General features: G+C 71.5%; 18 protein-coding genes. 10 read left to right on the forward strand and 8 right to left on the reverse strand.

Annotated features, from left to right (window positions below; translation table 11 throughout):
- Positions 1 to 90 precede the first annotated feature (90 nt).
- From ACLQ29_RS31005 to ACLQ29_RS31015, 3 genes are all read left to right on the forward strand, one after another.
- Positions 91 to 417, forward strand: a complete 327-nt coding sequence (locus ACLQ29_RS31005; RefSeq protein ID WP_425774921.1) for a DNA glycosylase AlkZ-like family protein — start codon at positions 91 to 93, stop codon at positions 415 to 417.
- 151 nt (positions 418 to 568) lie between these two features.
- The gene (locus tag ACLQ29_RS31010) at positions 569 to 1,969 is read left to right on the forward strand and encodes a right-handed parallel beta-helix repeat-containing protein (protein ID WP_425774922.1); all 1,401 of its coding nucleotides are present in this window, start codon (positions 569 to 571) and stop codon (positions 1,967 to 1,969) included.
- 227 nt (positions 1,970 to 2,196) lie between these two features.
- A complete protein-coding gene (locus ACLQ29_RS31015; protein ID WP_425774923.1) occupies positions 2,197 to 3,018 on the forward strand; it encodes a cellulose binding domain-containing protein in 822 nt (273 codons plus the stop codon).
- 55 nt (positions 3,019 to 3,073) lie between these two features.
- On the opposite strand, the gene ACLQ29_RS31020 is transcribed toward ACLQ29_RS31015, so the two are convergent.
- A complete protein-coding gene (locus ACLQ29_RS31020) occupies positions 3,074 to 3,871 on the reverse strand; it encodes an SAM-dependent methyltransferase (protein ID WP_425774924.1) in 798 nt (265 codons plus the stop codon).
- 371 nt (positions 3,872 to 4,242) lie between these two features.
- On the opposite strand from ACLQ29_RS31020, the gene ACLQ29_RS31025 reads away from it, so the two are divergent.
- Together ACLQ29_RS31025 and ACLQ29_RS31030 are read left to right on the forward strand one after the other, a co-directional pair.
- Entirely contained in the window at positions 4,243 to 5,097 is an 855-nt protein-coding gene (locus ACLQ29_RS31025) for a DUF1684 domain-containing protein (RefSeq protein WP_425774925.1), read from the forward strand.
- 34 nt (positions 5,098 to 5,131) lie between these two features.
- Entirely contained in the window at positions 5,132 to 5,665 is a 534-nt protein-coding gene (locus ACLQ29_RS31030) for a flavin reductase family protein (protein ID WP_425774926.1), read from the forward strand.
- Between the two features lie 146 nt (positions 5,666 to 5,811).
- On the opposite strand, the gene ACLQ29_RS31035 is transcribed toward ACLQ29_RS31030, so the two are convergent.
- The 3 genes from ACLQ29_RS31035 to ACLQ29_RS31045 are packed head-to-tail and all read right to left on the reverse strand — an operon-like array spanning position 5,812 to position 9,743.
- Positions 5,812 to 6,468, reverse strand: a complete 657-nt coding sequence (locus ACLQ29_RS31035) for a response regulator (protein ID WP_425774927.1) — start codon at positions 6,466 to 6,468, stop codon at positions 5,812 to 5,814.
- On the reverse strand, positions 6,465 to 7,760 hold the full coding sequence (locus ACLQ29_RS31040; RefSeq protein WP_425774928.1) for a sensor histidine kinase: 1,296 nt from the start codon (positions 7,758 to 7,760) through the stop codon (positions 6,465 to 6,467). The genes ACLQ29_RS31035 and ACLQ29_RS31040 overlap by 4 nt, the downstream gene beginning before the upstream one ends.
- A gap of 42 nt (positions 7,761 to 7,802) precedes the next feature.
- Positions 7,803 to 9,743 (reverse strand): serine hydrolase domain-containing protein, encoded by a 1,941-nt coding sequence (locus tag ACLQ29_RS31045; RefSeq protein WP_425774929.1) that lies wholly within the window; start codon positions 9,741 to 9,743, stop codon positions 7,803 to 7,805.
- A 343-nt stretch (positions 9,744 to 10,086) separates the two neighbouring features.
- Here ACLQ29_RS31045 and ACLQ29_RS31050 point away from each other — a divergent pair, with 343 nt between their 5' ends.
- The gene (locus ACLQ29_RS31050) at positions 10,087 to 10,791 is read left to right on the forward strand and encodes a hypothetical protein (protein ID WP_425774930.1); all 705 of its coding nucleotides are present in this window, start codon (positions 10,087 to 10,089) and stop codon (positions 10,789 to 10,791) included.
- Between the two features lie 164 nt (positions 10,792 to 10,955).
- Here the strand turns inward: ACLQ29_RS31050 and ACLQ29_RS31055 are convergent, their stop codons facing one another.
- Entirely contained in the window at positions 10,956 to 12,320 is a 1,365-nt protein-coding gene (locus ACLQ29_RS31055; protein WP_425774931.1) for a serine/threonine-protein kinase, read from the reverse strand.
- 54 nt (positions 12,321 to 12,374) lie between these two features.
- Here ACLQ29_RS31055 and ACLQ29_RS31060 point away from each other — a divergent pair, with 54 nt between their 5' ends.
- Positions 12,375 to 12,929, forward strand: coding sequence for an RNA polymerase sigma factor (locus ACLQ29_RS31060; protein ID WP_425774932.1), 555 nt, complete (start codon positions 12,375 to 12,377; stop codon positions 12,927 to 12,929).
- 241 nt (positions 12,930 to 13,170) lie between these two features.
- Complete coding sequence (locus ACLQ29_RS31065) at positions 13,171 to 15,192, forward strand: PQQ-dependent sugar dehydrogenase (protein WP_425775000.1); 2,022 nt, start codon at positions 13,171 to 13,173, stop codon at positions 15,190 to 15,192.
- Between the two features lie 19 nt (positions 15,193 to 15,211).
- Here the strand turns inward: ACLQ29_RS31065 and helR are convergent, their stop codons facing one another.
- A complete protein-coding gene (gene helR / locus ACLQ29_RS31070) occupies positions 15,212 to 17,341 on the reverse strand; it encodes an RNA polymerase recycling motor ATPase HelR (RefSeq protein ID WP_425774933.1) in 2,130 nt (709 codons plus the stop codon).
- 151 nt (positions 17,342 to 17,492) lie between these two features.
- Entirely contained in the window at positions 17,493 to 17,873 is a 381-nt protein-coding gene (locus tag ACLQ29_RS31075; protein ID WP_393361093.1) for a YccF domain-containing protein, read from the reverse strand.
- Positions 17,874 to 18,056: 183 nt separating this feature from the next.
- Between ACLQ29_RS31075 and ACLQ29_RS31080 the strand changes: the two genes are divergently transcribed.
- Positions 18,057 to 18,626, forward strand: coding sequence for a hypothetical protein (locus ACLQ29_RS31080; protein WP_425774934.1), 570 nt, complete (start codon positions 18,057 to 18,059; stop codon positions 18,624 to 18,626).
- 139 nt (positions 18,627 to 18,765) lie between these two features.
- Positions 18,766 to 19,707 carry a DUF4394 domain-containing protein gene (locus ACLQ29_RS31085; protein ID WP_425774935.1) on the forward strand — a complete coding sequence of 314 codons (942 nt, stop codon included), beginning with the start codon at positions 18,766 to 18,768 and terminating at the stop codon, positions 19,705 to 19,707.
- 76 nt (positions 19,708 to 19,783) lie between these two features.
- Here ACLQ29_RS31085 and ACLQ29_RS31090 read toward each other — a convergent pair whose 3' ends face one another.
- On the reverse strand, positions 19,784 to 20,524 hold the full coding sequence (locus tag ACLQ29_RS31090) for a cellulose binding domain-containing protein (protein ID WP_425774936.1): 741 nt from the start codon (positions 20,522 to 20,524) through the stop codon (positions 19,784 to 19,786).
- Positions 20,525 to 20,556 lie beyond the last annotated feature (32 nt).

A 20,556-nucleotide genomic window follows, 5' to 3' on the forward strand; every position in this document is an offset into this window, starting at 1 on the left:
GCAACCACTACCACCACCGAACGTGAACACAGCCAACCGCCACCACACCCCTGCACCCCGAAGCCAGAACCACCGCAGACACCCGCCCCGGTGCGATTCCTTCCGGCGTTCGACAACGCGATCCTCGGCTACGACGACCGCAGCCGCATCATCGACGACGCTCACCGTGGCCTGTCGGTGGCCGGCGAACGTGTGGTGCTCGTCGACGGGCGGGCCGCGGCGACCTGGAGCGTCGATTCGGGCACGGTGACCGTCAGCCCCACTATGCGGCTTCTCCCCAGCGGATCTGGCCGCCGTGACCGAGCAGGGGCAGGCCCTGGCGTCCTTCCTCTCCGACAACGAGAGCGACCGGGTGCGGGTCGGTTCGTCGCCGCGGTGACGGACCAGGACGGTCCGACCCCGGGGCGACCGAAGTGATCAGTCGACGGTCGGCGGAGCACGGGTTCGCCCCGCCCCTGGACCCGACGGGGCGGGGCGGGGCGGGGCGAAAGCGTGCCCCCATGGCAGGGGCGGGACGGATAGGGTGCGCGGCGATGGTGATCGGGCGCGTTTCACGGGAGGCGGTCACATGACATCGGTGGGACGACGCGCGGCTCTACGCGCTGGCCTGGCGGCTACGGCGCTGGCGGGCGGGGCCGCTCTGGCGGCCAAGCCGGCTGCGGCTGCGCTGCCCGGCACCGACGACGGCTGGGTCTCGGTGCTGACGCACGGAGCGGTCGGCGACGGAGTCACCGACGACACCGCGGCGATCCAGGCGGCGTTCAACGCCGCGCGGGCGGCCACTCCGAACCGGGGTGTGCTGTTCCCGGCCGGCCGGACGTACCGGGTCAGCAACCGGGTGACACTCTCGGGACTGACCGACACCGCGCTGCGGGGTCACGGGGCGACGTTGGCGCTTGTCGACGCCAGCCCGGTGACGGTGAAGGATCAGGTCCGCGGTGTGCTCCAGGTCGAGGACTGCCACCGGCTGAAGGTGCTCGGGCTCAACCTCGTCGACAACACCGCCGCGTACTGGTACAGCGGCCTGATCATCACGGCGTCGACCGGCATCGTCGTCGACGGGGTGGTGTCCCGGGGGTTCCGCCACACCGGCATCAGCGTGTGGGACAACACCCCCGGCACGTCCAACGACATCCTCATCACGAACTGCACCACCGAGGACGTCCGGTTCGGCATCGCCAGCAACGGCCACGACGTGCGGATCACCAACAACCATGTGGCGATGGACTGGCTGTCGTCGCAGGAAGCCGAGGACTGGGGCGGCGTCTGGCGGGCCGAGTCCAAGTACTACGACGGCATCAACGTCTGGTTCGGCGCCGACCGCACCGTCATCTCCGGTAACACCATCACCGAGTGTGGCCAGGCCGGCGTCTACACGCAGCAGGTGACGAACCTGGTGGTCGCCGACAACACCGTGTCGGGCTGCCAACTGCGCGGCATCGAGGTCGACGGCAGCGCCCGTGGTTCCCTGCCCCGGTCCGGGCAGGCCGTGGGTGTCTCCATCACCGGCAACGTGGCGACCAACTGTGTCGGCCACATCAACGTTCTGTCCGCCCGGGACGTCACGGTGGTCGGCAACCGGGTGGAGAATCCGAACGCGAGCCGGGCCGTCAGCTGCGTCGCCGTGCACCAGGGCTCCACGAAGGCCGTCGTGGTGGGCAACCACCTACGCCAGGCGCACCCCTCGCATCCCGCCGTCTTCGTGGACACCGCCTCGGTCGACGTCACGCTGGCGTGGAACGCCGTGGAAGCGGCCGTTCCCTACCAGGCGCCGGCGGACACGGTGATCATCCGGCGAAGTGGCGCCGGGCAGATCCGCACCGAGGGCAAGCTCATCGCCGTCGGCGGGATCGGAGTCGGCAACAGCGTCGCCGCCACCACGCCGGGTGCGGTGATTCGCAAGATCGAGGTGTTCTCCTCCACCGGTCAGAGCCTGGGCTGGGTCCCGGTCTACAACTCGATCACCTGATGCCGTGGACCGACGTGACGGTGCGCGCTTGCATCGATGTTCGTCGACTGCGATGCTGTGGTCGGTCGTGCTCGGGAGCCAGCGCGCACCACACCTTCTCCGGTCCACGGGGCGCACGCGGTGGTCACGTCACCCGTGCCGGGCAGTCCTCGTCGGTGACCGGACACCCGAGCGCGGCACCGGCCACCACCTCGGTCCTCGGTGCCTGCTAAACCACGGAGGCACCGATGCTTCGCACGTTCCTCGCCGTCACGACCATGGCGCTGGCCGCCTGGGCCGGGACCGCCGTCGCCGAGGCGACGCCAACACCGACACCGTCGGCTACGGCGCTACCCACCGCGGTACCCACGCCCACTCCGATACGCACGCCCACGCCCACTGCGGTACCGACGCCCACTCCGATAGCCACGCCCACTCCGATAGCCACGCCCACGATCGCCTGCCCGCCGGCCCTGCCGATCGGCGCCAGCGTCACCGCCGTCACCACCACGAGCGTGACCATCTCGTACTCGATATTCTTCCGGCCGCCCTGCGGCTACGACCCGCCGCTGACCCTCACCCTCTTCGCCAGTCGCGAGGACGCCCAGCAGTGGCGGTCGCCGGTGGCGTCGGTCGTCTCCGGGCCGGAGCGCTTCGGCGCCGTGACAGTCGACAGGCTGACGCCCAACACCGAGTACTGGTACCGGTTCACCGCCCCCGACGGCAAGCGGGATCCGTACATCAACTGGTCGGTCCGGACCGCCGGGCTGACGTCGTGCCGTGCCACGGCCTCGATCGACTCCCAGTGGGGCAGCGGCTTCGTCGTCACGGGCACCGTGCAGAACATCGGCAGCCAGCCGCTGGACCGGTGGCGTGTCTCCTGGCGGTGGGCCGGCGACGAGCGGGTCGATAACGTCTGGGGTGGGGTGCTGGAGACGGTCGGCGCCGACATCACGGTCCGCAACGCCACGTTCAACGGGACGCTGGCGCCGGGTGGTGTGGCGAGGTTCGGCCTGCTCGTGTCGACGAGCGCGGTGCCCGACGGGTTGACGCTGACGTGTGACGGGTGAGTGACGTCCGCCCCGCTGCCGCGCTCACGGCGGCGGCGGGGCGGCGTCAGGTCGGTCAGGGCTTGCGGGCCACCGCGCCGTAGGCGTCGATCCCGACCGCGTCGGGATCTTCCGGTCGCCACAGGGGGATCGGCACCAGGCCCGGCTCCACGATCGTCAGCCCGTCGAAGCAACTCGCGAGTTCCTCCGGGCTGCGCAGGATGTACGGGACCCCGCCGCTCTGCGCCAGCCGTTCCGCGCCGGAAACCACCGCCGGGCTGGTGTTGGTGCCGTCCCACAGCACCAGGTGCGAGCCGGAGGGCATCGCGTCCATCGTCCGGCCGACGATGGAGCGCACCACGTCCAGGTCCGGCTCGTAGCCCAGCACACCCATGTACATGACGGCGATCGGCTTGTCGAAGTCGAGCGTCTGCGCCGCCTCGGCGAGGATCTTCTCCGGGTCGTGGTAGTCGGCCGGGACGTAGGTGGTGACACCCTCCGAGGTCGTGCTGGCCAGCAGTGCCCGCGCGTGCACAAGCACCATCGGGTCGTTGTCCACGTAGACGATCCGCGACTCGGGCGCGACACCCTGCGCGACCGCGTGCGTGTTCTGCATGGTGGGCAGGCCGGTGCCGATGTCCAGGAACTGCCGGATGCCCGCCTCTGCCGCGAGGTGACGCACCGCCCGCACCAGGAACACGCGCGACTGCTGCGCCATGAGGACGATCTCCGGGTAGACCTCGGCGACGGCGTCGCCGGCCGCCCGGTCGGACTGGAAGTTGTCCCTGCCGCCCATCCAGTAGTTCCAGATCCGCGCCGCGTGCGGCACGTCGGGCTGGAGTTTCGCGGCGAGTTCGGCGTCCGGACCGGCCATGCCAGGCTCCTATCGAGGGGTCGTCGGCGGGAGATCACCACTGCGGTGCGCAGCGGGATCGTACTCCGCTGTCGTCCACAGTCGACCTGGGACGGCGTGGACCAACGGCGGCTCGTTCGACCCGGGGACTTGAATTCCTACCGCATTGGTAGGAAACTCGACGGCATGCCGCTGGTTCGGTTGTTCACCTCCCGCCGGGTCGTCGACCTGATGCGGGTCGCCGCACAGCTCTGTCCCGGCGCGCCCATCCCAGCCTGAACGGGCTGCCCAGCCCTCGCCGGCCCCCTCTTGTCGTCGCCGGCGCAGGGTCGCGCCCGGCATCCCCGCATCCCGCGCGTGTGGCGGTGCATCTCGTCGAGGAGGACCCTGTCGTGACCAACAAGGCTGTCCTGCCGCCCGTCGTGGACCCCCGGCTCGACTTCGAGGCGGCCTGGCGGGAGTGGCACCGACGCCACGAGGAGGTTCGGGCCGACCCGCACGGCTTCCTCGCCGTCACCGGTCTGCACTGGCTGACCTCGGTACCGCAGCGGTTCCCCGACGTGCCGGGGGAGTGGCACACCGGCGACGACGGACCGGTGGTGGTTCTCGGCGAGGACGAGTTGCTCGTCGTCGACGGCCGGCAGGGTCGGGGCCGGCATGAGTTCGGGCCGATCGCCGAGCGTGCCGGCGTCACCGTCGGTCTCGACGCCGGGGTGCTGGAGGTGGCCCGCCGAGGTGGGCACGACATTCTCCGTCCCCGGCGTCCGGACCACCCGCTGCGCGTCGGCTACCGGGGCACCCCCAGCTATCCGCCCGATCACCGATGGGTCCTGAGCGGGCGCTTCGTACCCTTCGACAGCCCGCGCCCGACCACTGTCGGCGCGGCCGTGGAGGGGCTCACGCACGTCTACGACGCACCCGGCCAGATCGAGTTCGCCGTCGACGGGGTGCCGCTGCGCCTGACCGCGTTCAACGGCGTCGCCCCCGGGAGCCTGTCGGTGCTGTTCACCGACGCCACCTCCGGCGTCACGACCTATTCGGCCAACCGGTCCCTGGCCGTCGCCGCTCCGGACGAGCGGGGTCGGGTGACGCTCGACTTCAGCCGGGCCACAAATCTGCCGTGCGCGTACACCGACTTCGCGACCTGCCCGCTGCCCCCGGCGGAGAACCGGCTGCCGATCGCCGTCGAGGCCGGCGAGAAGACCCCGTACGAGCGGCTGTCGGCCGATTCCGCCGCCTGTTCGTAGCCCCCTGCGCATCCCACCCCTCGGGAGGATCGTCATGACCCAGTCCACGGACACCCCGATCGACGCCGACAGCGACGCGCTGCGGACGTTGCTCCGCCACCAGGCCAGCACCGTCACGGTGGTCACCGCTCCCGGCTCGCCCGCGGTCGGCTTCACCGCCACCTCGTTCACCTCGGTGTCGCTGGCGCCACCGATTGTCTCGTTCTGCCTGAACCTCGGGTCGTCGAGCTGGCCCGCGGTGGCCCGTGCCCGGCACGTGGCCGTGCATCTGCTCGCCCACCACCAGCAGCAACTGGCGCGGACCTTCGCGACGAGCGGCATCGACAGGTTCGCCGCTCCCACCCGCTGGCGGAGCGGCCCGGAGGAGGTGCCGATCCTGGACGACACCCTGGCCTGGCTGCTCTGCCGGGTCGTCGAGCGGGTGACCGTCGGCGATCACGCCGTCGTGCTGGCCGAGCCAGAGGTGCTCCGGCACGCCGATGTCGGCTCGCCGCTGCTGTACCACCGGGGGCGCTACGCCGGACTGGCCGGCGACCAGCCCGGGCTGTCCCGCCGTCCCGCCGCCTGAGGCGGCGTACGCCAATTCACGGAGGAGGATGCCGTGCGAGCGATCGTCGCCGCTGCTCGTCACCACGATCACCCACGCGCACGCCGACCGGGTCAGCTCCTACGAACTGCTCGCCAAGGAGTGGAGCGACTGAGGCGGTGCGCCCGTCAGGGGCGGGCCACCCCGTTCTGGTACGCCCACACGACGGTCTGCAGCCGGTCCCGTGCGCCGATCTTGCCCATGGCGCGCCCGAGGTGTGACTTGACGGTGCTGGTCTCGATGAAGAGCCGGTCGGCGATCTCGACGTTCGACAACCCCTGCGCGAGCAACTGCACGATCTCGGTCTCCCGCGCGGTGAGCTGGTGGGCCGTCGCGGCGTCCGAGCGGGGCGCGGGGGTGCGCCTGGCGAATTCCGAGATCACCCGGCGGGTGACGGCCTGGTCGACGAGGCCGTAGCCGCCGGCGAGGCGACGGACCGCCTCGACGAGGTCCTCCGGCTCGCAGTCCTTGAGGATGAAGCCGCTGGCACCGGCCTCCAGCGCGCCGAAGACGTACTCGTCGAGGTCGAACGTCGTCACCACGAGCACCGCCGGCGGCGTTCCGGCGGCGTCCGCGAGGATCTGCCGGGTCGCGGTGAGCCCGTCGCCGTGTGGCATCCGGACGTCCATGCAGATCACGTCGGGTTGCAGCCGACGGGCCAGGTCGGCGGCGGCCGTACCGCTGGACGCCTCCGCCACGACCTCGATGTCGCCGACCTCTTCGAGGATGACGCGGAAGCCGGCGCGGACGACCGCCTGGTCGTCGACGAGCATCACTCTGATCATGCCGGGGCCTCTCCCTCTGGCGGCGACGCGACGGGGTCGTTCGTCGGTAGCGTCGCGGTGACCGACCAACCGCCGGCCGCGGTCGGGCCGGCCGCGAAACTCGCGCCGATGAGCTGTGCGCGCTCACGCATGCCGACCAGGCCGACACCGCCGGTGCGCGGCGCCGGCACGGTACGCCGGGCGGGGGGTTCGTTCACCACCTCCAGTGACACCGAGCGGGGCCGGAAGCGGAGCACCACCCGCGCCGCCGCGCCCGGGGCGTGCTGACGGGCGTTGCTGAGCGACTCCTGCGCGATCCGGTAGAGCGCGACGTCGGCGATCGGCGACACCGCACGCTGCTGCCCCTCGCGGACGAACTCGACCGGACCGGCGAGGGTGCCGACGGTGCGGACCAGGTCGTCGAGCATGCCCAGGCCCGGCACCGGTGTGGCGCCGTCGCCGCCCTCGTGTCCCGGGCGGCCGCGCAGCACGCCGACGACCAGCCGCAGGTTGTCCAGGGTCTCCTTGCCCTGGCTCCGGATCCAGGCCACCCCGGCCTTCGCGGCTGCCGGGTCCCGGTCGATCAACCGTTCGACCGCCGCCGCCTGCACGACCATGCCGGAGAGGTGGTGGGCCGCCACGTCGTGCAGCTCCCGGGCCATCCGGGTGCGCTCCGCGCCGATCGCCCCCTGGATCTTCGTCTGCTGTTCCCGGACCGCCTCCTCCGCCCGCACCCGGACCAGCTCCACATAGCGCCGGGACGTGGCCACGTACGTGCCGACGAAGGTCGCGCCGAGGTAGGTCAGCGCGCTCGCGGAGACGTACGCGACGCCCGTCAGGAGATCGGGGGTCACCACGAAGGCCGCCCCGACCGACTCCGCCAGCACGGCCGCGCCGACGGCCAGCAGCGCGTGCCGGGACGGCAGCACCGACCCGATGGTGTACGCCACGACGAACGGCGCGACGCCCCGGACGGTCGCCTCGGGCAGCGAGACGCCGATGACGGGCAGTTGGAGGCCGACGACGAGCGCGAGGCAGAGCAGCGGGCGGACCCGACGCAGGCACAGCAGCAGCGCCTGGACGCAGCAGACGGTGATGAGCAGCCATGCCCGCGTCGGGTCGAAGGACACCCCGTCCTCCGGTGCCACGAACCAGATCAGCAGCGTCAACAGGACGAACGTCAGGACGGTCAGGGCCGCCGCGAGCAGGCAGTCCCGGGGGAACACCCCGATCACGCCGAGTCGGGTGAGGCGTTCGTCGAGCCACCTCGTCAGTCGCGGCGTGCCGGGTTCGGTGCCGGTGTGGTCCCTCATGCGGTGCGCATCCTCGCTCCGGATCGTCCCGGGTCGGGCGGGTCAGTAGGAGATGCTAGGCGCGAGCAGCCGGAACTCCACGGCGAACCAGGCCGCACCGGCGAGAGCGAGCAGGAGCAGGGCGCTGCCGGCGATCCTGCGCCAGCCGAGGTGGCGTCGGACGTCGTCGGCCAGCCGGACGGCGGCGGGCAGCACACCGAGCAGACCGACAAGTTGCAGCACCTGAATGGCGCGCAGGACACCACCGGGGATTTCCCGCAGGCTCATGATGCTGCTGATGGCCAGCACCCACCCGGCGAGGGCGAGGAGCGTACCGGCGACGGCGACGCGGCTCAGGATCCGCGCGGTGCGCCCGGCCCGCTCGCGCGGGGCGCGGCCGAGCCGGCGGCGGACGAGCGCGCCGACCGGCCAGGACAGCACGGTCAGCAGCAGCACGACCGTCGAGACGGCGAGCACCGGGACGGCCACCGTCGAGGCGCGGGCGGGCTCGACGGGCAGCAACGCGAACGCGGAGTCGAAACCGATCGCCTCGACCCGGTCGTCGGTTGCCCGCATGGCGATCGTGCGCTGCCCGCCGACCTCCCGCCAGACCCAGGGGGCCACCTCCTCGTAGCGGGCGGGGGAGTCGGACAGTGGCCCCGGCTCGAACAGCAACCGGTCGCCGTCGGTGACGCTCACCGTCGTCCGCCCGACCAGGCCGATCGCCGTCAGGAAGTTGCTCCGTATCGCTCGCGAGGACTCGTACGTGCCGGCTGCCAGCGCGGCGTGTTCGGCGGTGGTCGCCGGGTCGACGCCGGCGGTCGGCTGCCCGTCGCGGGCGGGGAAGTAGCGGTCGGCGAAACCGTTCACGACCGACTCGCGGAGTTCGTGGCTGGCGAGCGCCCCCGAGCCGTTGCTGTTGAGCGAGAGGAAGATGCCGGCCCGGTCGTCGGGGTAGATCTGCAGGTGGGTGTGGAAGTACGCGGTGTCGCCGCCGTGGCCGAGGATCCGGTGGCCGTTGCGGCTCTCGTCGAAGAAGCCGAGAGTCATCCGGGGTCCGTCGGCAAGCGTGCCGAGCGATGTCGCGTCGAGTGCCGGGCGCTGCATCAGCTCGCGGGTCGGCTGGTCCAGCAGGGCCCCGAAACCGACGGGCTCCCCGAGCTGGGCGAGCATGAACCGCGCCATGTCCGTCGCCGGGGCGCTCAGCGCGCCGGGCGGGGGAGTGCCGACGATCTCGAAGGGCGCGGCGGGCGCGCCGGAGGTGTCGTACCCCTTGGACATCCGCTCGCGCAGCGGCGTCGGCAGGGGCTGCTCGAAGCTCGACGACGGCATGCCCGCCCGGTCCAGGATGTTGCGCTGCACGTACTCCTCGAAGCGCGTCCCGGTGGCGCGCTCGACGACGTAACCCGCGACCGCGTTGCCGTAGTTGGAGTACGCCGGGACCGTGCCCGGCTCGTAGATCTGCTCGGGCGGGTCGGTCACCAGCGCCCGGCGCAGGTTGACGTTGCCGCCTTCGGTGCCGATGAGGCCGGAGACCCGCTCCTCGAAACCGGCGGTGTGCGTCAGCAGGTGCCGCAGGGTGACGGCTCGCTCGAAGCCGCGCGGCAGGCGGAAGTCGAGGTACGTCTCGACGTCGGCGTCGAGGTCCAGCTTGCCGCTCTGCACGAGTTGCAGGACGGCGGTGGCGGTGACGAGCTTCGACACCGATCCCATCCGGAACAGGTGCCGGTCCGGGTCGACAGGCACCGCCCCGACGCCGCCGTCACCGGTGTCGGCGTGGCCGTACCCCCGGGTGGTGACAATGCGGCCATTGTGGACGACGGCGACGGTGGCCCCGGCGATGCCGGTGCGGTCCAGCGCGGCCGGCAGCAAACCGTCGAGCCAGGCATTGACGTCGACGTCGGTCAGGGCGGAGGCCGCCCCGTTCGCGGCAGCCGGTGCCGCCGGAGCGTCGACTGGTGGCGCGGGAGCGCTCTGCCCCGCGCCACAGCCCGCGGTGCTCACGGCGATGACGACAGCGGTCGCCACCACCGCGCCGAGCCGGACGACGGGCCGTGCGATTCGGGCGGAGCGGGATGGGGAAGAGGAAAGAGATCGCATCGTCGGTTACTGCCTTTCCAGGCGAACGGGTGTCCGGAGCAGGTCCGTACGGCGTCACCCGACGCCCTGGGTCAAGCCTGTTCCAGCGATCGCACCCCGCCATCTGGCGCAGGACGGCCATACCCTTGCGACCCGAGAAGGAGAGGCGTGCGTACCGACGGTGGAAGATCCGCGCTCGTTGCGTGAACCACCGCCCGTGCCGGGGCATCGAATGTGGTGACGGATCCCGCAGAGGAAAGGACCACCCATGCACGGCAAACTGCTCGTCGGTGTGGCACTCGGCGTCACGCTCGGCGCTGGCTGCACCCCATCGGTAGACCGGCAAGGCGGTGACGCGGTGCCCGCCGGCTCTTCACCGGGCAGCGTGAGCCCGTCGGCGTCGAGCGCCCCGACGCCCGCCAGCTCCGGCCCGGGTACGCCGGCCACCGCCGGCGCCACCCAGGGTGCTCCGGTCTCCGGCACCTCCGGGCCGGCCACCCAGGTGGGCGAGATCAGGCAGACCGACTGGCCCAACGCGGTGATTCGCAAGCTGACCTTCTGCAGCGAGTCCGACGACGCCGTGGCGTTCCGCAACGGGTCGAACGGGTTCGACGTGCCGTGCCGGATCCTGCCCGGCGGCGCGCAGCCGGTGTACGGCGAGTTCATCGTCGAGGAACCGGCGAACGCGCCCTCGACCGAGGACGCGCTCGTCCTGGTCGAACTGGGCAACGCGAACGCCGCACGACGCCAGGCGCTCGTGCCCGTGCAGCTCTCGGACAACGGCCGCGGACGCCACGCGTGGCCGGCCATCAGGGGAGACCAGCCCGGTTCCGGAGCTGACCAGGTCATGACGTTCGTCTCGTACCGGCTGGTGGGCCAGAACGTGGAGGCCACCGTCCGTACGCTCGACGGCGGCACCGAGACCCGTCGGTGGCGCAAGGCCGACGGCAGCGGCAACTGGGCGCGGTACTAACTAAGGCCTGTTTCATAAGAACTGGCCGGCCTGCGGCGGGCCCGGACGACGAGCGGCGGCGTTGCGGTCTCGCCCGGATACAACACCGGTATCCGAACGAAACCGCGCCTTGCCGGATCGCCGCCCGGACTCCGCCTCGGCTCGACCGCCCTTATGAAACAGGCCTAAGGCTCGGCCGTGGTGCCGGTCACCCGCAGCGTGTCCAGGATCTCGTCGGTGCGATCCACGTCCCCGGTCTGTCTGACCTGGACATAGACGTCGAGGGTGCCGTTGGCCTCGGTCAGGATGACCTCGCTGAAGGACGTCGTGGTGTTGGCGCACCGCGTCCAGCGCCGGACGCTCCCGCTGAGGCTGCCGACCGTGATCGTGCGGTCGGCAGCGCGGGTGCAACGGTTGTGGCCGGTCAGGGTGGGCTGGACCGTCGCGGCGGTGCGGGTCCGGCTCACCCCGACGAACACGCCGGGCGTGGGACTGTTCGCGTTGGACCACGCGGCGAGGTCGGGCCCGACGACCAGACCCGGGTCGTGTGCGCCGGGCAGCCCGATCACGCCCGGTTTCCAGCCGCCGTCGCGGAGGTGCCGGGCCCAGTCGTCGGGCACGGCGACGGAGATGGTGCCGGTCGCGTCGCGTACCCGGGTCCAGCCCGGCGGCGTGGCGGTGGCGGCGGCCGAACCGGCCAGGACCAGCGTCGTGACCATCGTGCCGACGGTGGTGAGGGCCCGGCGGGCGCGCCGTGGCGACGGTCGGGCCGGACCCGTTCGTGCGGCCAGCAGGCCCTCCAGCGCGGCGGCGTAAGCGGCAGCGGTGGGCCAGCGGCGGTCCGGATCACGATGCAGGGCGCGGCGGACGACGCGCTCGACCACGGCGGGTACGGCCGACGCGGTCTGCCCCGCCTGCCCCGGCGGCGCTCCGGTCATCATGTGCTGGGTCAGGGCGCCCATCGCGTAGACGTCGGCGCGCGCGTCCAGCGTGCCGCCCGCGACGAGCTGTTCCGGTGCCATGTAACCGGGCGTGCCGGCGACGAGCGTGAACCCGGACGCGTGCGCGAGGGCCTTGGCCAGTCCCAGGTCGGCGACCAGCACCCGGGCTCCGGCGGCGGTGGTGTCGAAGAGGACGTTCGAGGGTTTGAGGTCCCGGTGCAGCACCCCCTTGTCGTGCAGGACGGCCACCGCCCGGGCGATGTCGGCGGCGGTCCGCAGCGCCTCGCGCACCGGCATCGGGCCGTCGGCCAGCCGGTCGGCGAGCGTGCCGCCTCCGGCGTACGTCATCACCAGGTAGGGCCGGCCGTCGGGCAGCTCGCCGATGTCCAACACCCGGACCAGGTGGTCGGAGTCCACCTGCCGCATGAACCGGGCCTCCTGCCGGAAACGCGCCCGGATGTCGGCCCGTTGCGACCAGTTCTCGGCGAGCACCTTCACGGCCACGGGGGCCTGCAACTCGTCGTCGTACGCCAGCCACACGGTGGCGAACGCGCCGGCACCGACCGGGCGTGCGACGCGGTACCGGCCGATCTGCGGCGGAATGGACACGGCCGTATTATCCGGCACCGCGGCAGCGGTGTCGCACGAGCCGGGGGAGCGCCAGTGGTGGTGGAGGAGTCGTCGACCGAGGAGCTGGCACGCCGGGCGGCGAGCGGCGACAGCGCGGCACGTGACGAGTTGTTGGCGGCGATCGGTCCGCGGGTCCTCGAGCAGTGTGGGCGGTTCCTGCCCTGCCAGCAGGACGCGGAGGAGGCGGCGCAGGACGCGTTGCTGCAGGTGGCCAGGCACATCGAGCGATTCGAGGGTCGGTCGCTATTCTCGACCTGGTTGCATGTCGTGGTCGCCAACTGCGCCCGCCAGACCTATCGGTCGCTGCGGCGACGGGCGGTCGAGCGGCCGAGTCCGCTGCTGCCCGTCGAGATTGCCGATCCCCGCACGACCAGCGTCATCGCCGGGTCGCGTCTCGACCTGCTCGACGCGTTGGACCGGCTGGAGGCCCACCGGCCGGAGTTGGTGACGGCGCTCGTGCTGCGGGACCTGTGCCAGCTCGACTACCAGGAGATGGCCGAGCAGCTGGGCATTCCGGTCGGCACGCTGAAGTCGCGGATCCATCACGCCCGCCGGCACGTCCGGGAGTCGTTGCGGGGCGGGGAGTAGGGCTGCGGCCCTGCCGGACATCGCATCGATCTGGGGTTTTGTCGCCGATCACGTGACATCGTTTGACATGTGTCGTCGACCCATCTTTGATATTCGATGTTCACAGTTCGACTTGGTCGAGCGCCGGTCCATCCGGTGCCGGGGGCGGTCCGGTCGACGCCCCGATCCTGGAGGACAGATGGCAGCGTTCGCGCGGCCCAACCCACGCCACGCACGACGACGACGGCTACTGCCGGCGACGATGGCAGCGGTGACGCTGCTGACCGTCGCGGTTGGCGTACCCGCATCGGCCGCGGTGGCCTCGACCGTGGTCAGCGCCGCGTCGGGCCGCTGCCTGGACGTCGTCGGCAACGTCCGGACGGCCGGCGCCGGCATCAACATCTACGACTGCAACGGTCAGGCCAACCAGGCCTGGACGTTCACCTCGGCCGGTGAGCTGCGGGTCTACGACGAGACGATGTGCCTGGACGTGGTCGGCCAGGACACCACCGCGCCGGCCACCCTGCAGATCAACACCTGCACCGGTGGCGCCAACCAGCGTTGGCGGATCAACACCAACGGGACCATCGTCGGCCTCCAGTCCGGCCTGTGCCTGGACGTCAACGGCGGCGCCACCGCCAACAGCACCCTGGTCGGTCTCTGGACCTGCAACGGGCAGGCCAACCAGCGCTGGACGACGGCGCTGGGCAGCTCCGACGCCCAGCCGCCCACGGCGCCGGGCAGCCCGCGGGTCAGCGGCCTGACGTGCAACTCCGTGACCTTCGCCTGGAACGCCTCGACGGACAACGTCGCGGTGGCCTTCTACGACATCTACCACGACGGTCAGCTGATGACGTCGGTGAGCGGCTCGACGCTGTCCACAAGCCTCACCGTGGTCGCCGGAGCGACCTGGGGCCTGTACGTCAACGCCCGCGACGCCGCCGGCAACGTGTCCCAGGCGAGCACCACCGTGTCGATCACGCCCCCGCCGTGTCAGGCCGACACCCAGGCGCCGACCGCGCCGCAGCAGCTCACCGGCAGCGCCTCGGGCACCACCGTGACCCTGCGCTGGACCGCGTCCACCGACAACGTCGGCGTCCGGGCGTACGACGTCTTCCGGGGTGGCGTGAAGGTCGGCACGGTCACCGGCACGCCGCCGGTGACCACCTTCACCGACAGCGGGCTGGCGGCGAACACCGCGTACCAGTACTACGTCGTGGCCCGGGACGCGCAGGACAACGCCTCCTCGCGCAGCGCCACCACGACCGTGACCACGGGCGCGGGCTGCGGCAACCCGGTGTGCGGGGTGCGCCAGGTCACCACCGACACCGACATCCCGTGGGGGCTCGTCACCCTGTCGGACGGCACCGTGCTCTACAACCGCCGCGACGCGCACGACGTCATCCAGCTCAACCCCACCACTGGGGCCAAGACCAACCTGGGCACGGTGCCGAACGTGCAGAGCACCGACGGTGAGGGCGGCCTGCTCGGGCTCGCCGTGTCGGCCAGCTTCGCCAGCGACCGCTGGCTGTACATCATGCACACCTCGCCCAGCGACAACCGGATCGTGCGGATCAAGTTCGAGAACGGCCGCCTCAACACCGCCAGCGAGCAGGTGCTGGTCAGCGGCATCCGACGCAACAAGTACCACGACGGCGGCCGGCTGCGCTTCGGCCCGGACGGCAAGCTGTACGCCAGCACCGGCGACGCGCAGAACGGCAACTACGCGCAGGACCGGTCGGCCCTCGAAGGCAAGATCCTGCGCCTCAACCCGGACGGCACCGTCCCCTCGGACAACCCGTTCGGCAACTACGTGTGGAGCTACGGCCACCGCAACCCGCAGGGGCTGGCGTTCGACTCGCAGGGCCGGCTGTGGGAGCAGGAATTCGGCAACTCGATCATGGATGAGACCAACCTGATCACGAAGGGCGGCAACTACGGCTGGCCGGCGTGTGAGGGCACCAGCGGCACCTGCGGCACCGCCGGGTTCATCGCACCGGCGCGCACCTATCCGACCGCGGACGGGTCCTGCTCCGGGATCACGATCGTGCGGGACGCGCTCTACGTGGCCTGTGCCCGGGGCGCCCGGATGTACCGCGCGGTGATCAGCGGCAGCAGCCTGACGAACGTGCAGACGTACTTCAGTGGCACCTACGGTCGTCTGCGGACGGTGGAGCCGGCTCCGGACGGCGGGCTGTGGCTGACCACCACGAACACCGGCGACAAGGACAGCACCCCGAACAACAGCAACGAGAGGATCCTGCACGTCACGCTGGGCAACTGACAGCCGTGGGCCGGGCGGCTCAGCACCTCGTCAGGATGACGAGTTGCTGGGTCGCCCGGGTCATCGCGACGTAGCGGTCCACCGCCCCCTCGACGCCGGTGCCGAACGCCTCCGGGTCGATCAGCACGACCAGGTCGAACTCGAGACCCTTGGCCTGCTCCGGGCTCAGCGATCGGACCCGCGACGTCGGCGCGAACGTCGGGTCGCCGATCACGCAGGCGGTCCCGTCGGTGTGCGCGGTGAGCCAGGCGTCGAGGATCGCGCCCAACTCGGCCACCGAGCCGCGCACGACGGGAAGCCCGTTGCCGCGGATGGAGGTCGGCACGTTGGCGTCCGGGAGCACGGCCCGGATGACCGGCTCGGCCTCCGCCATGACCTCCGCCGGGGTCCGGTAGTTGATGCTCAGCGAGGCCAGGCTGATCCGGTCGAACCCGACCCGCTCAAGGCGTTCCTGCCACGACTCGGTGAACCCGTGTCGGGCCTGGGCGCGGTCCCCGACGATCGTGAGACTGCGCGACGGGCACCGCGCCAGCACCATCTGCCACTCGGCGTCGGTCAGCTCCTGGGCCTCGTCCACGACGATGTGCGCGAACGGGCCGGCCAGCAGGTCCGGCTCCGCGGTGCGCACCGCGGACTCGCCGGCCAGGACGTCGTGCAGGTCGGGCTGGCGCAGCATCGTCAGCAGCCCCTCACCGTCGTCGTAGGCGTCGGCCGCGAGCAGCTCGTCGACGACCCGGGCCCGGTGTTCGCGTTCCACCTCGGCGGCGGGGTCATGTCGCTGCGCGTGCCCCGACGCGACGCCGAGGCGCCGCCGAGCCGCGTCCAGCAGCGGCAGGTCGGACACGGTCCAGGCCCGGGGGTCGTCGCGCTGGAGCTTCCGGACCTCCGCCGGGCTGAGCCAGGGCGCGCACGCGCGCAGGTACGCGGGAACCGACCACAGGTCTCCCACCAGGTCGGCCGCGTCGAGCACCGGCCAGGCCCGGTTGACGGTGGAGCGCAGCTCGCGGTTGCGCGACAGCGACAGGCGCAGCACGTCCTCCGGCTCGTCGCCGTCGTACCTGTCCACGAGGATCGTGAGCAACTCCGCCCAGATCTCGTCGCGCGCCTCGTTGTGCGGGGTGCCCGGCCCCGGCGCCTGGAACGCGTCGGCCCAGTCGTCGGGGCTCAACCGGATGTCGGCCTCGTCGGTCGTGACAGTCAGCGGTGTGACGGGCGGGTCCTCGTAGAACCGGACGGCCGCGTCGATCGCCCCGACCAGGTCCGCCGAGGACTTCAGCCGGGCCACCTCCGGGTCGGGTTCGACGATCGCCGCGCCGCCCTCCTCGACGAGGTCTCGCAGGGTGCAGGACTGCACGTCCTCCTCGCCGAGACTGGGTAGGACGTCGGAGACGTAGGCCAGGTAGGGCTGGTGCGGCCCGACGAAGAGCACACCGCCTCGGCGTTGGCCCAGGCGTGGGTCGGAGTAGAGCAGGTAGGCGGTGCGGTGCAGCGCGACGACTGTCTTCCCGGTGCCCGGACCGCCGTCCACGACGAGCGCGCCGGCAGATCCCGCCCGGATGATGGCGTCCTGGTCGGCCTGGATGGTGCTGAGCACGTCCCGCATCCGGGCGGATCGGGCGCTGCCGAGGCTGGCGATGAACGCGGACTGGTCGTCGAGCGCGACGGCGTGCTCCACGAACCCGTCCGAGGTGAACACCTCGTCCCAGTAGTCACTGATCCGGCCGCGCGTCCACCGGTACCGGCGACGGCTGGCCAGACCCATCGGGTTGGCGTGGGTCGCGCCGAAGAACGGCTCGGCGGCGGGTGAGCGCCAGTCGAGCAGCAGCCGCCGACCCGTGCTGTCGGTGAGGCCGCGCCGCCCGACGTACGCGGGCTCGGGATCGTCCGCACCGACCACGTGGCCGAGACACAGGTCCAGGCCGTAGCGACTGAGCGCACGCAGGCGGTCGGTCAGCCGGCGGATCTCCTCGTCCCGGTCCATCGCCTGCCGGCCCCTGCCGCCGGGCGCCAGGCGCTCGGCGGCAAGGCGTTCGGACAGCTCGGCGTTCAGCCGGTCCAGGCTCTGCGCCATCGTCGCGAAATGCTGCTCGTCCCGGGCGATGAGCGTCGGGTCGGCCTTGGGGGAGAGGTGTGCGGGGAGATCGAACACGGAGGTAGGCAGGGAACTCAAATGACGTCCATTTCGGCAGATTCTGGTCTCGGCCGACGCATTCTGCGGCACGACCCGGGTCTTGCCGCAAGCCCCCCAGTGCGCTATATGTTAGAAGTGGCAGGGGACCTGGGGTCCCCGTTTTCCAAGCTCAGGGCGTGTCCACGACCTCGCGGCCGAGGGGCCAGAACGCCGCCGGCACGAGCTTGAAGTTGGCGATGCCGAACGGGATCCCGATGATCGTCACGCAGAGGGCGATGCCCGCGACGACGTGGGACAACGCGAGCCACCAGCCCGCCAGCACCAGCCAGAGGATGTTCGCCACCCCGGAGGCCACGCCCGCACCGGGCTTCGGCACCAGGGTGCGGCCGAAGGGCCACAGCGAGTAGACGGCGAGGCGGAGCGACGCCACGCCGAACGGGATGGTGACGACCAGGACGAAGCAGATGAGTGCGGCCACGCCGTACCCGACCGCCAGCACGATGCCACCGCCGAAGATGAGCCACAGCACATTCAGTACGAAACGAATCACCCCTCCAGCATGAGCGATGCTCGCCACCCGACCGTCGCCGCACGCCGCCCAGCCGATCCGGCGCGCCTGAGGGCGAGGGCGCACCGAGGGTCTGCTCGGTGGGAAACCTGAGGCGGAACCCAGGGCCGGGCGAGGGATCTTCCCGGAGGCTGGCGGGGCACCGGCGACCAGATGATGATCGGCATGAAACGCGCTGCGCTCTACGTGATCGCCGGACCGGTCGGCATCGCCGCCTACGGCCTGGTCCGCCTGTGGGCACGATCCGACGGTGTGTACGGCCCGGGGATCGACTGGCAGGCCGCCCATCTGGTCGCGCTCGCCGGCATGGTGTGCTTCGTCCCGGGTGTGCTCGCGCTGTCCCGCCTCCTGCCACGCAGCCCCTGGCGCACCGGGGTGGTGACTCTCACGATGGTGGGGCTCGCCGCGACGATGGTGCAGTTCTGCGCCGACATCGTGGAGGGTCTCCTGGCCGCGGACCGGGCGGAGATGTCGGCGCTCGGCGCGGACTTCAAGGACATCCCCGGCGTCGAGGTGGCCTTCTACGACGTCGTACCCCAGTTCTTCTTCCTCGGCCTGGTCATCCTCGCGGGCATGCTCGCCGCGAGACGGCGGCTGCCGTGGTGGAGCGTGCCGCTCCTGGTCGTCGGCATCGTCCTACCGGTCGTCACTCTCGACCTGCTGCCCGTCGCCGGCCTGGCCATGCTGGTGGCGCTCGCGCCGGTGCTGCCGGCCCTCCGAAGGCAATTCGGATAGTACGTGATCCGACAGTAACTGTGGTCGTGGGCGTATAGCGTCTGACCTGGGCAAACGTTCTGATAGGACCGACCGGGACGACCCCACTCCGATGCCACTGCCGGGCATTTTCCGTATTCCGCGCAAGGAAGGCCCGCCCATGCATCGCATGATCCATCGAGGACTGCTCCTGACTGGCACCGCCGTCGTCATCGCACTGCTGACGACCTCGACGGGCGCCGCGGCCCGGCCGGACGGCGTCGCGTCGGCGCGTACCTCGTCCCCCGCTCGGGCGTTGTTGGACGCCGGCCCCTGCACCATTCTGTGGGACCTGCTCAACGCCGGCGGCCGTAACGGTCGGGTGGCGGTCGGTCTGACCGAGGACCAGCAGTTGTTGAGGTTCGCCGCCAACCGACCCGAGCTGCCCTGCGTGATCGGCACCGTGGACCTGCCCGGCACGGAGAACCTCGTGGGCATCGACTACCGGGTCCAGGACGGCCGGCTCTACGGCGTCGGTGACAGCGGCGGCATCTTCACCCTGTCCACGAGCAACGCTGCCGCCACGAAGGTCAGCCAGCTGACCGTCCCCCTCAGCGGGTCGTTCTTCGGTGTCGACTTCAACCCGGCCGCCGATCGCCTGCGCATCATCAGCGACGTGGGCCAGAATCTGCGGCACAACGTCAACGTCGGCGGTGTCACCCTCGCCGACGGCACCCTCACCTACCCGCCCGCGGTCACCGCCGCCCCCGGGCTGACCGCGGCGGCCTACACGAATAACGACCTCGATCCGATCACCGCGACCACGTTGTTCGACATCGACACAAACCTCGACCAGGTCGCGCTGCAGTCCCCGGCCAACTCCGGCCAACTCGTCGCCACCGGCAGCCTGGGCGTGGCCGCCAACCCGCGGGCCGGGTTCGACATCCACAGCACCCTGCGCGGCGGGCGAGCGGTGAGCAACAACGCCTACGCCATCCTCAACGGTGGTTTCCCCAGCCAGGTGTACCAGATCGACCCGCTCACCGGCGCGGCGCAGTTGACCGGCGCGTTCGCCGTGAAATATCTGGTCATCGATCTCGCGCTGCACCTCAACCAGCAGTAGCCCCGGGTGTCCGGCAGGGGGGTGGCCCACCTTCGGGTGGGTCACCCCGAGCCGTGATCTGGCCGGCGCGTGCCGGTCAGTTCGGCAGACCGGTGCAGGCGGCCCCGTCGATGGCGCACGTGTCGGGGGCGGCGCCTGCGGGCGTGCCGTTGACCCGGAACGTCACCCGGACCGACGCGCCGCCGGGCGCCGGAGCGGTGCTGCCGTCCGGCACGAACGTCCACACCGCGCCGTCGCGGCTGGCCAGCGCGCCCTCGACCGAACTTACCCGCAGCGACTCCCGGGGCAATGTGAGCACCAACGTCCACTGTGCCGCCGGTGCCGGGCCGGGGTTGGTGATCGTCACGGCCGCACCGTAACTGAGCAGCGCGGTGTCCTCGATGGCGAAGTCGGCGGTCCGGGCGGCCGTCGTGGGCGCGGCTGTCGACCCCGTCGGCGCGGGCCTGGTCGTGGCCCCGACGGACGGTGGGACCGCGGTGACCGAGGCGGACGGCGGGGGAGCGGCCACCGCCGGGCTGGTGGCCGCCGGTCGTGCCCGCGCCCGCGGAGTGCCGGCCGGCGGAGTGCCCGCCTGGTCCACCGACAGTGGCGGGTCGAGAGTCACCGGCGCCAGCTTCTCCGGCGTACGCAGCACCCCGGCGACGAGTACGGCTGTCGTGACCAGCACCCCGAGCACCGCGACCACCGCCACCCAGATGACCCGCGAGGCGTCGTCCCGGCCGGTGAGCACCCGCCCGGCGGCGGTGGCGAGGGCCACGATCCGGTCCAGCAGGATGATCGCCACGGTACGGCGTGGCTGGGGTGGTGTCGCCGGCACTGCCTGTCTCCCCTTCAGTTCGTCGCCGGAGA

This window comes from Micromonospora sp. DT228, from assembly GCF_049841595.1.
GTDB lineage: Bacteria > Actinomycetota > Actinomycetes > Mycobacteriales > Micromonosporaceae > Micromonospora.

Bases quoted from the DNA above. Each gene is read 5' to 3' on its own strand.
- ACLQ29_RS31010 (WP_425774922.1), top strand. From the start codon at position 569: ATGACATCGGTGGGACGACGCGCGGCTCTACGCGCTGGCCTGGCGGCT.
- ACLQ29_RS31015 (WP_425774923.1), top strand. From the start codon at position 2,197: ATGCTTCGCACGTTCCTCGCCGTCACGACCATGGCGCTGGCCGCCTGG.
- ACLQ29_RS31020 (WP_425774924.1), bottom strand. From the start codon at position 3,871: ATGGCCGGTCCGGACGCCGAACTCGCCGCGAAACTCCAGCCCGACGTG.
- ACLQ29_RS31030 (WP_425774926.1), top strand. From the start codon at position 5,132: ATGACCCAGTCCACGGACACCCCGATCGACGCCGACAGCGACGCGCTG.
- ACLQ29_RS31035 (WP_425774927.1), bottom strand. From the start codon at position 6,468: ATGATCAGAGTGATGCTCGTCGACGACCAGGCGGTCGTCCGCGCCGGC.
- ACLQ29_RS31040 (WP_425774928.1), bottom strand. From the start codon at position 7,760: ATGAGGGACCACACCGGCACCGAACCCGGCACGCCGCGACTGACGAGG.
- ACLQ29_RS31050 (WP_425774930.1), top strand. From the start codon at position 10,087: ATGCACGGCAAACTGCTCGTCGGTGTGGCACTCGGCGTCACGCTCGGC.
- ACLQ29_RS31065 (WP_425775000.1), top strand. From the start codon at position 13,171: ATGGCAGCGGTGACGCTGCTGACCGTCGCGGTTGGCGTACCCGCATCG.
- ACLQ29_RS31080 (WP_425774934.1), top strand. From the start codon at position 18,057: ATGAAACGCGCTGCGCTCTACGTGATCGCCGGACCGGTCGGCATCGCC.
- ACLQ29_RS31085 (WP_425774935.1), top strand. From the start codon at position 18,766: ATGCATCGCATGATCCATCGAGGACTGCTCCTGACTGGCACCGCCGTC.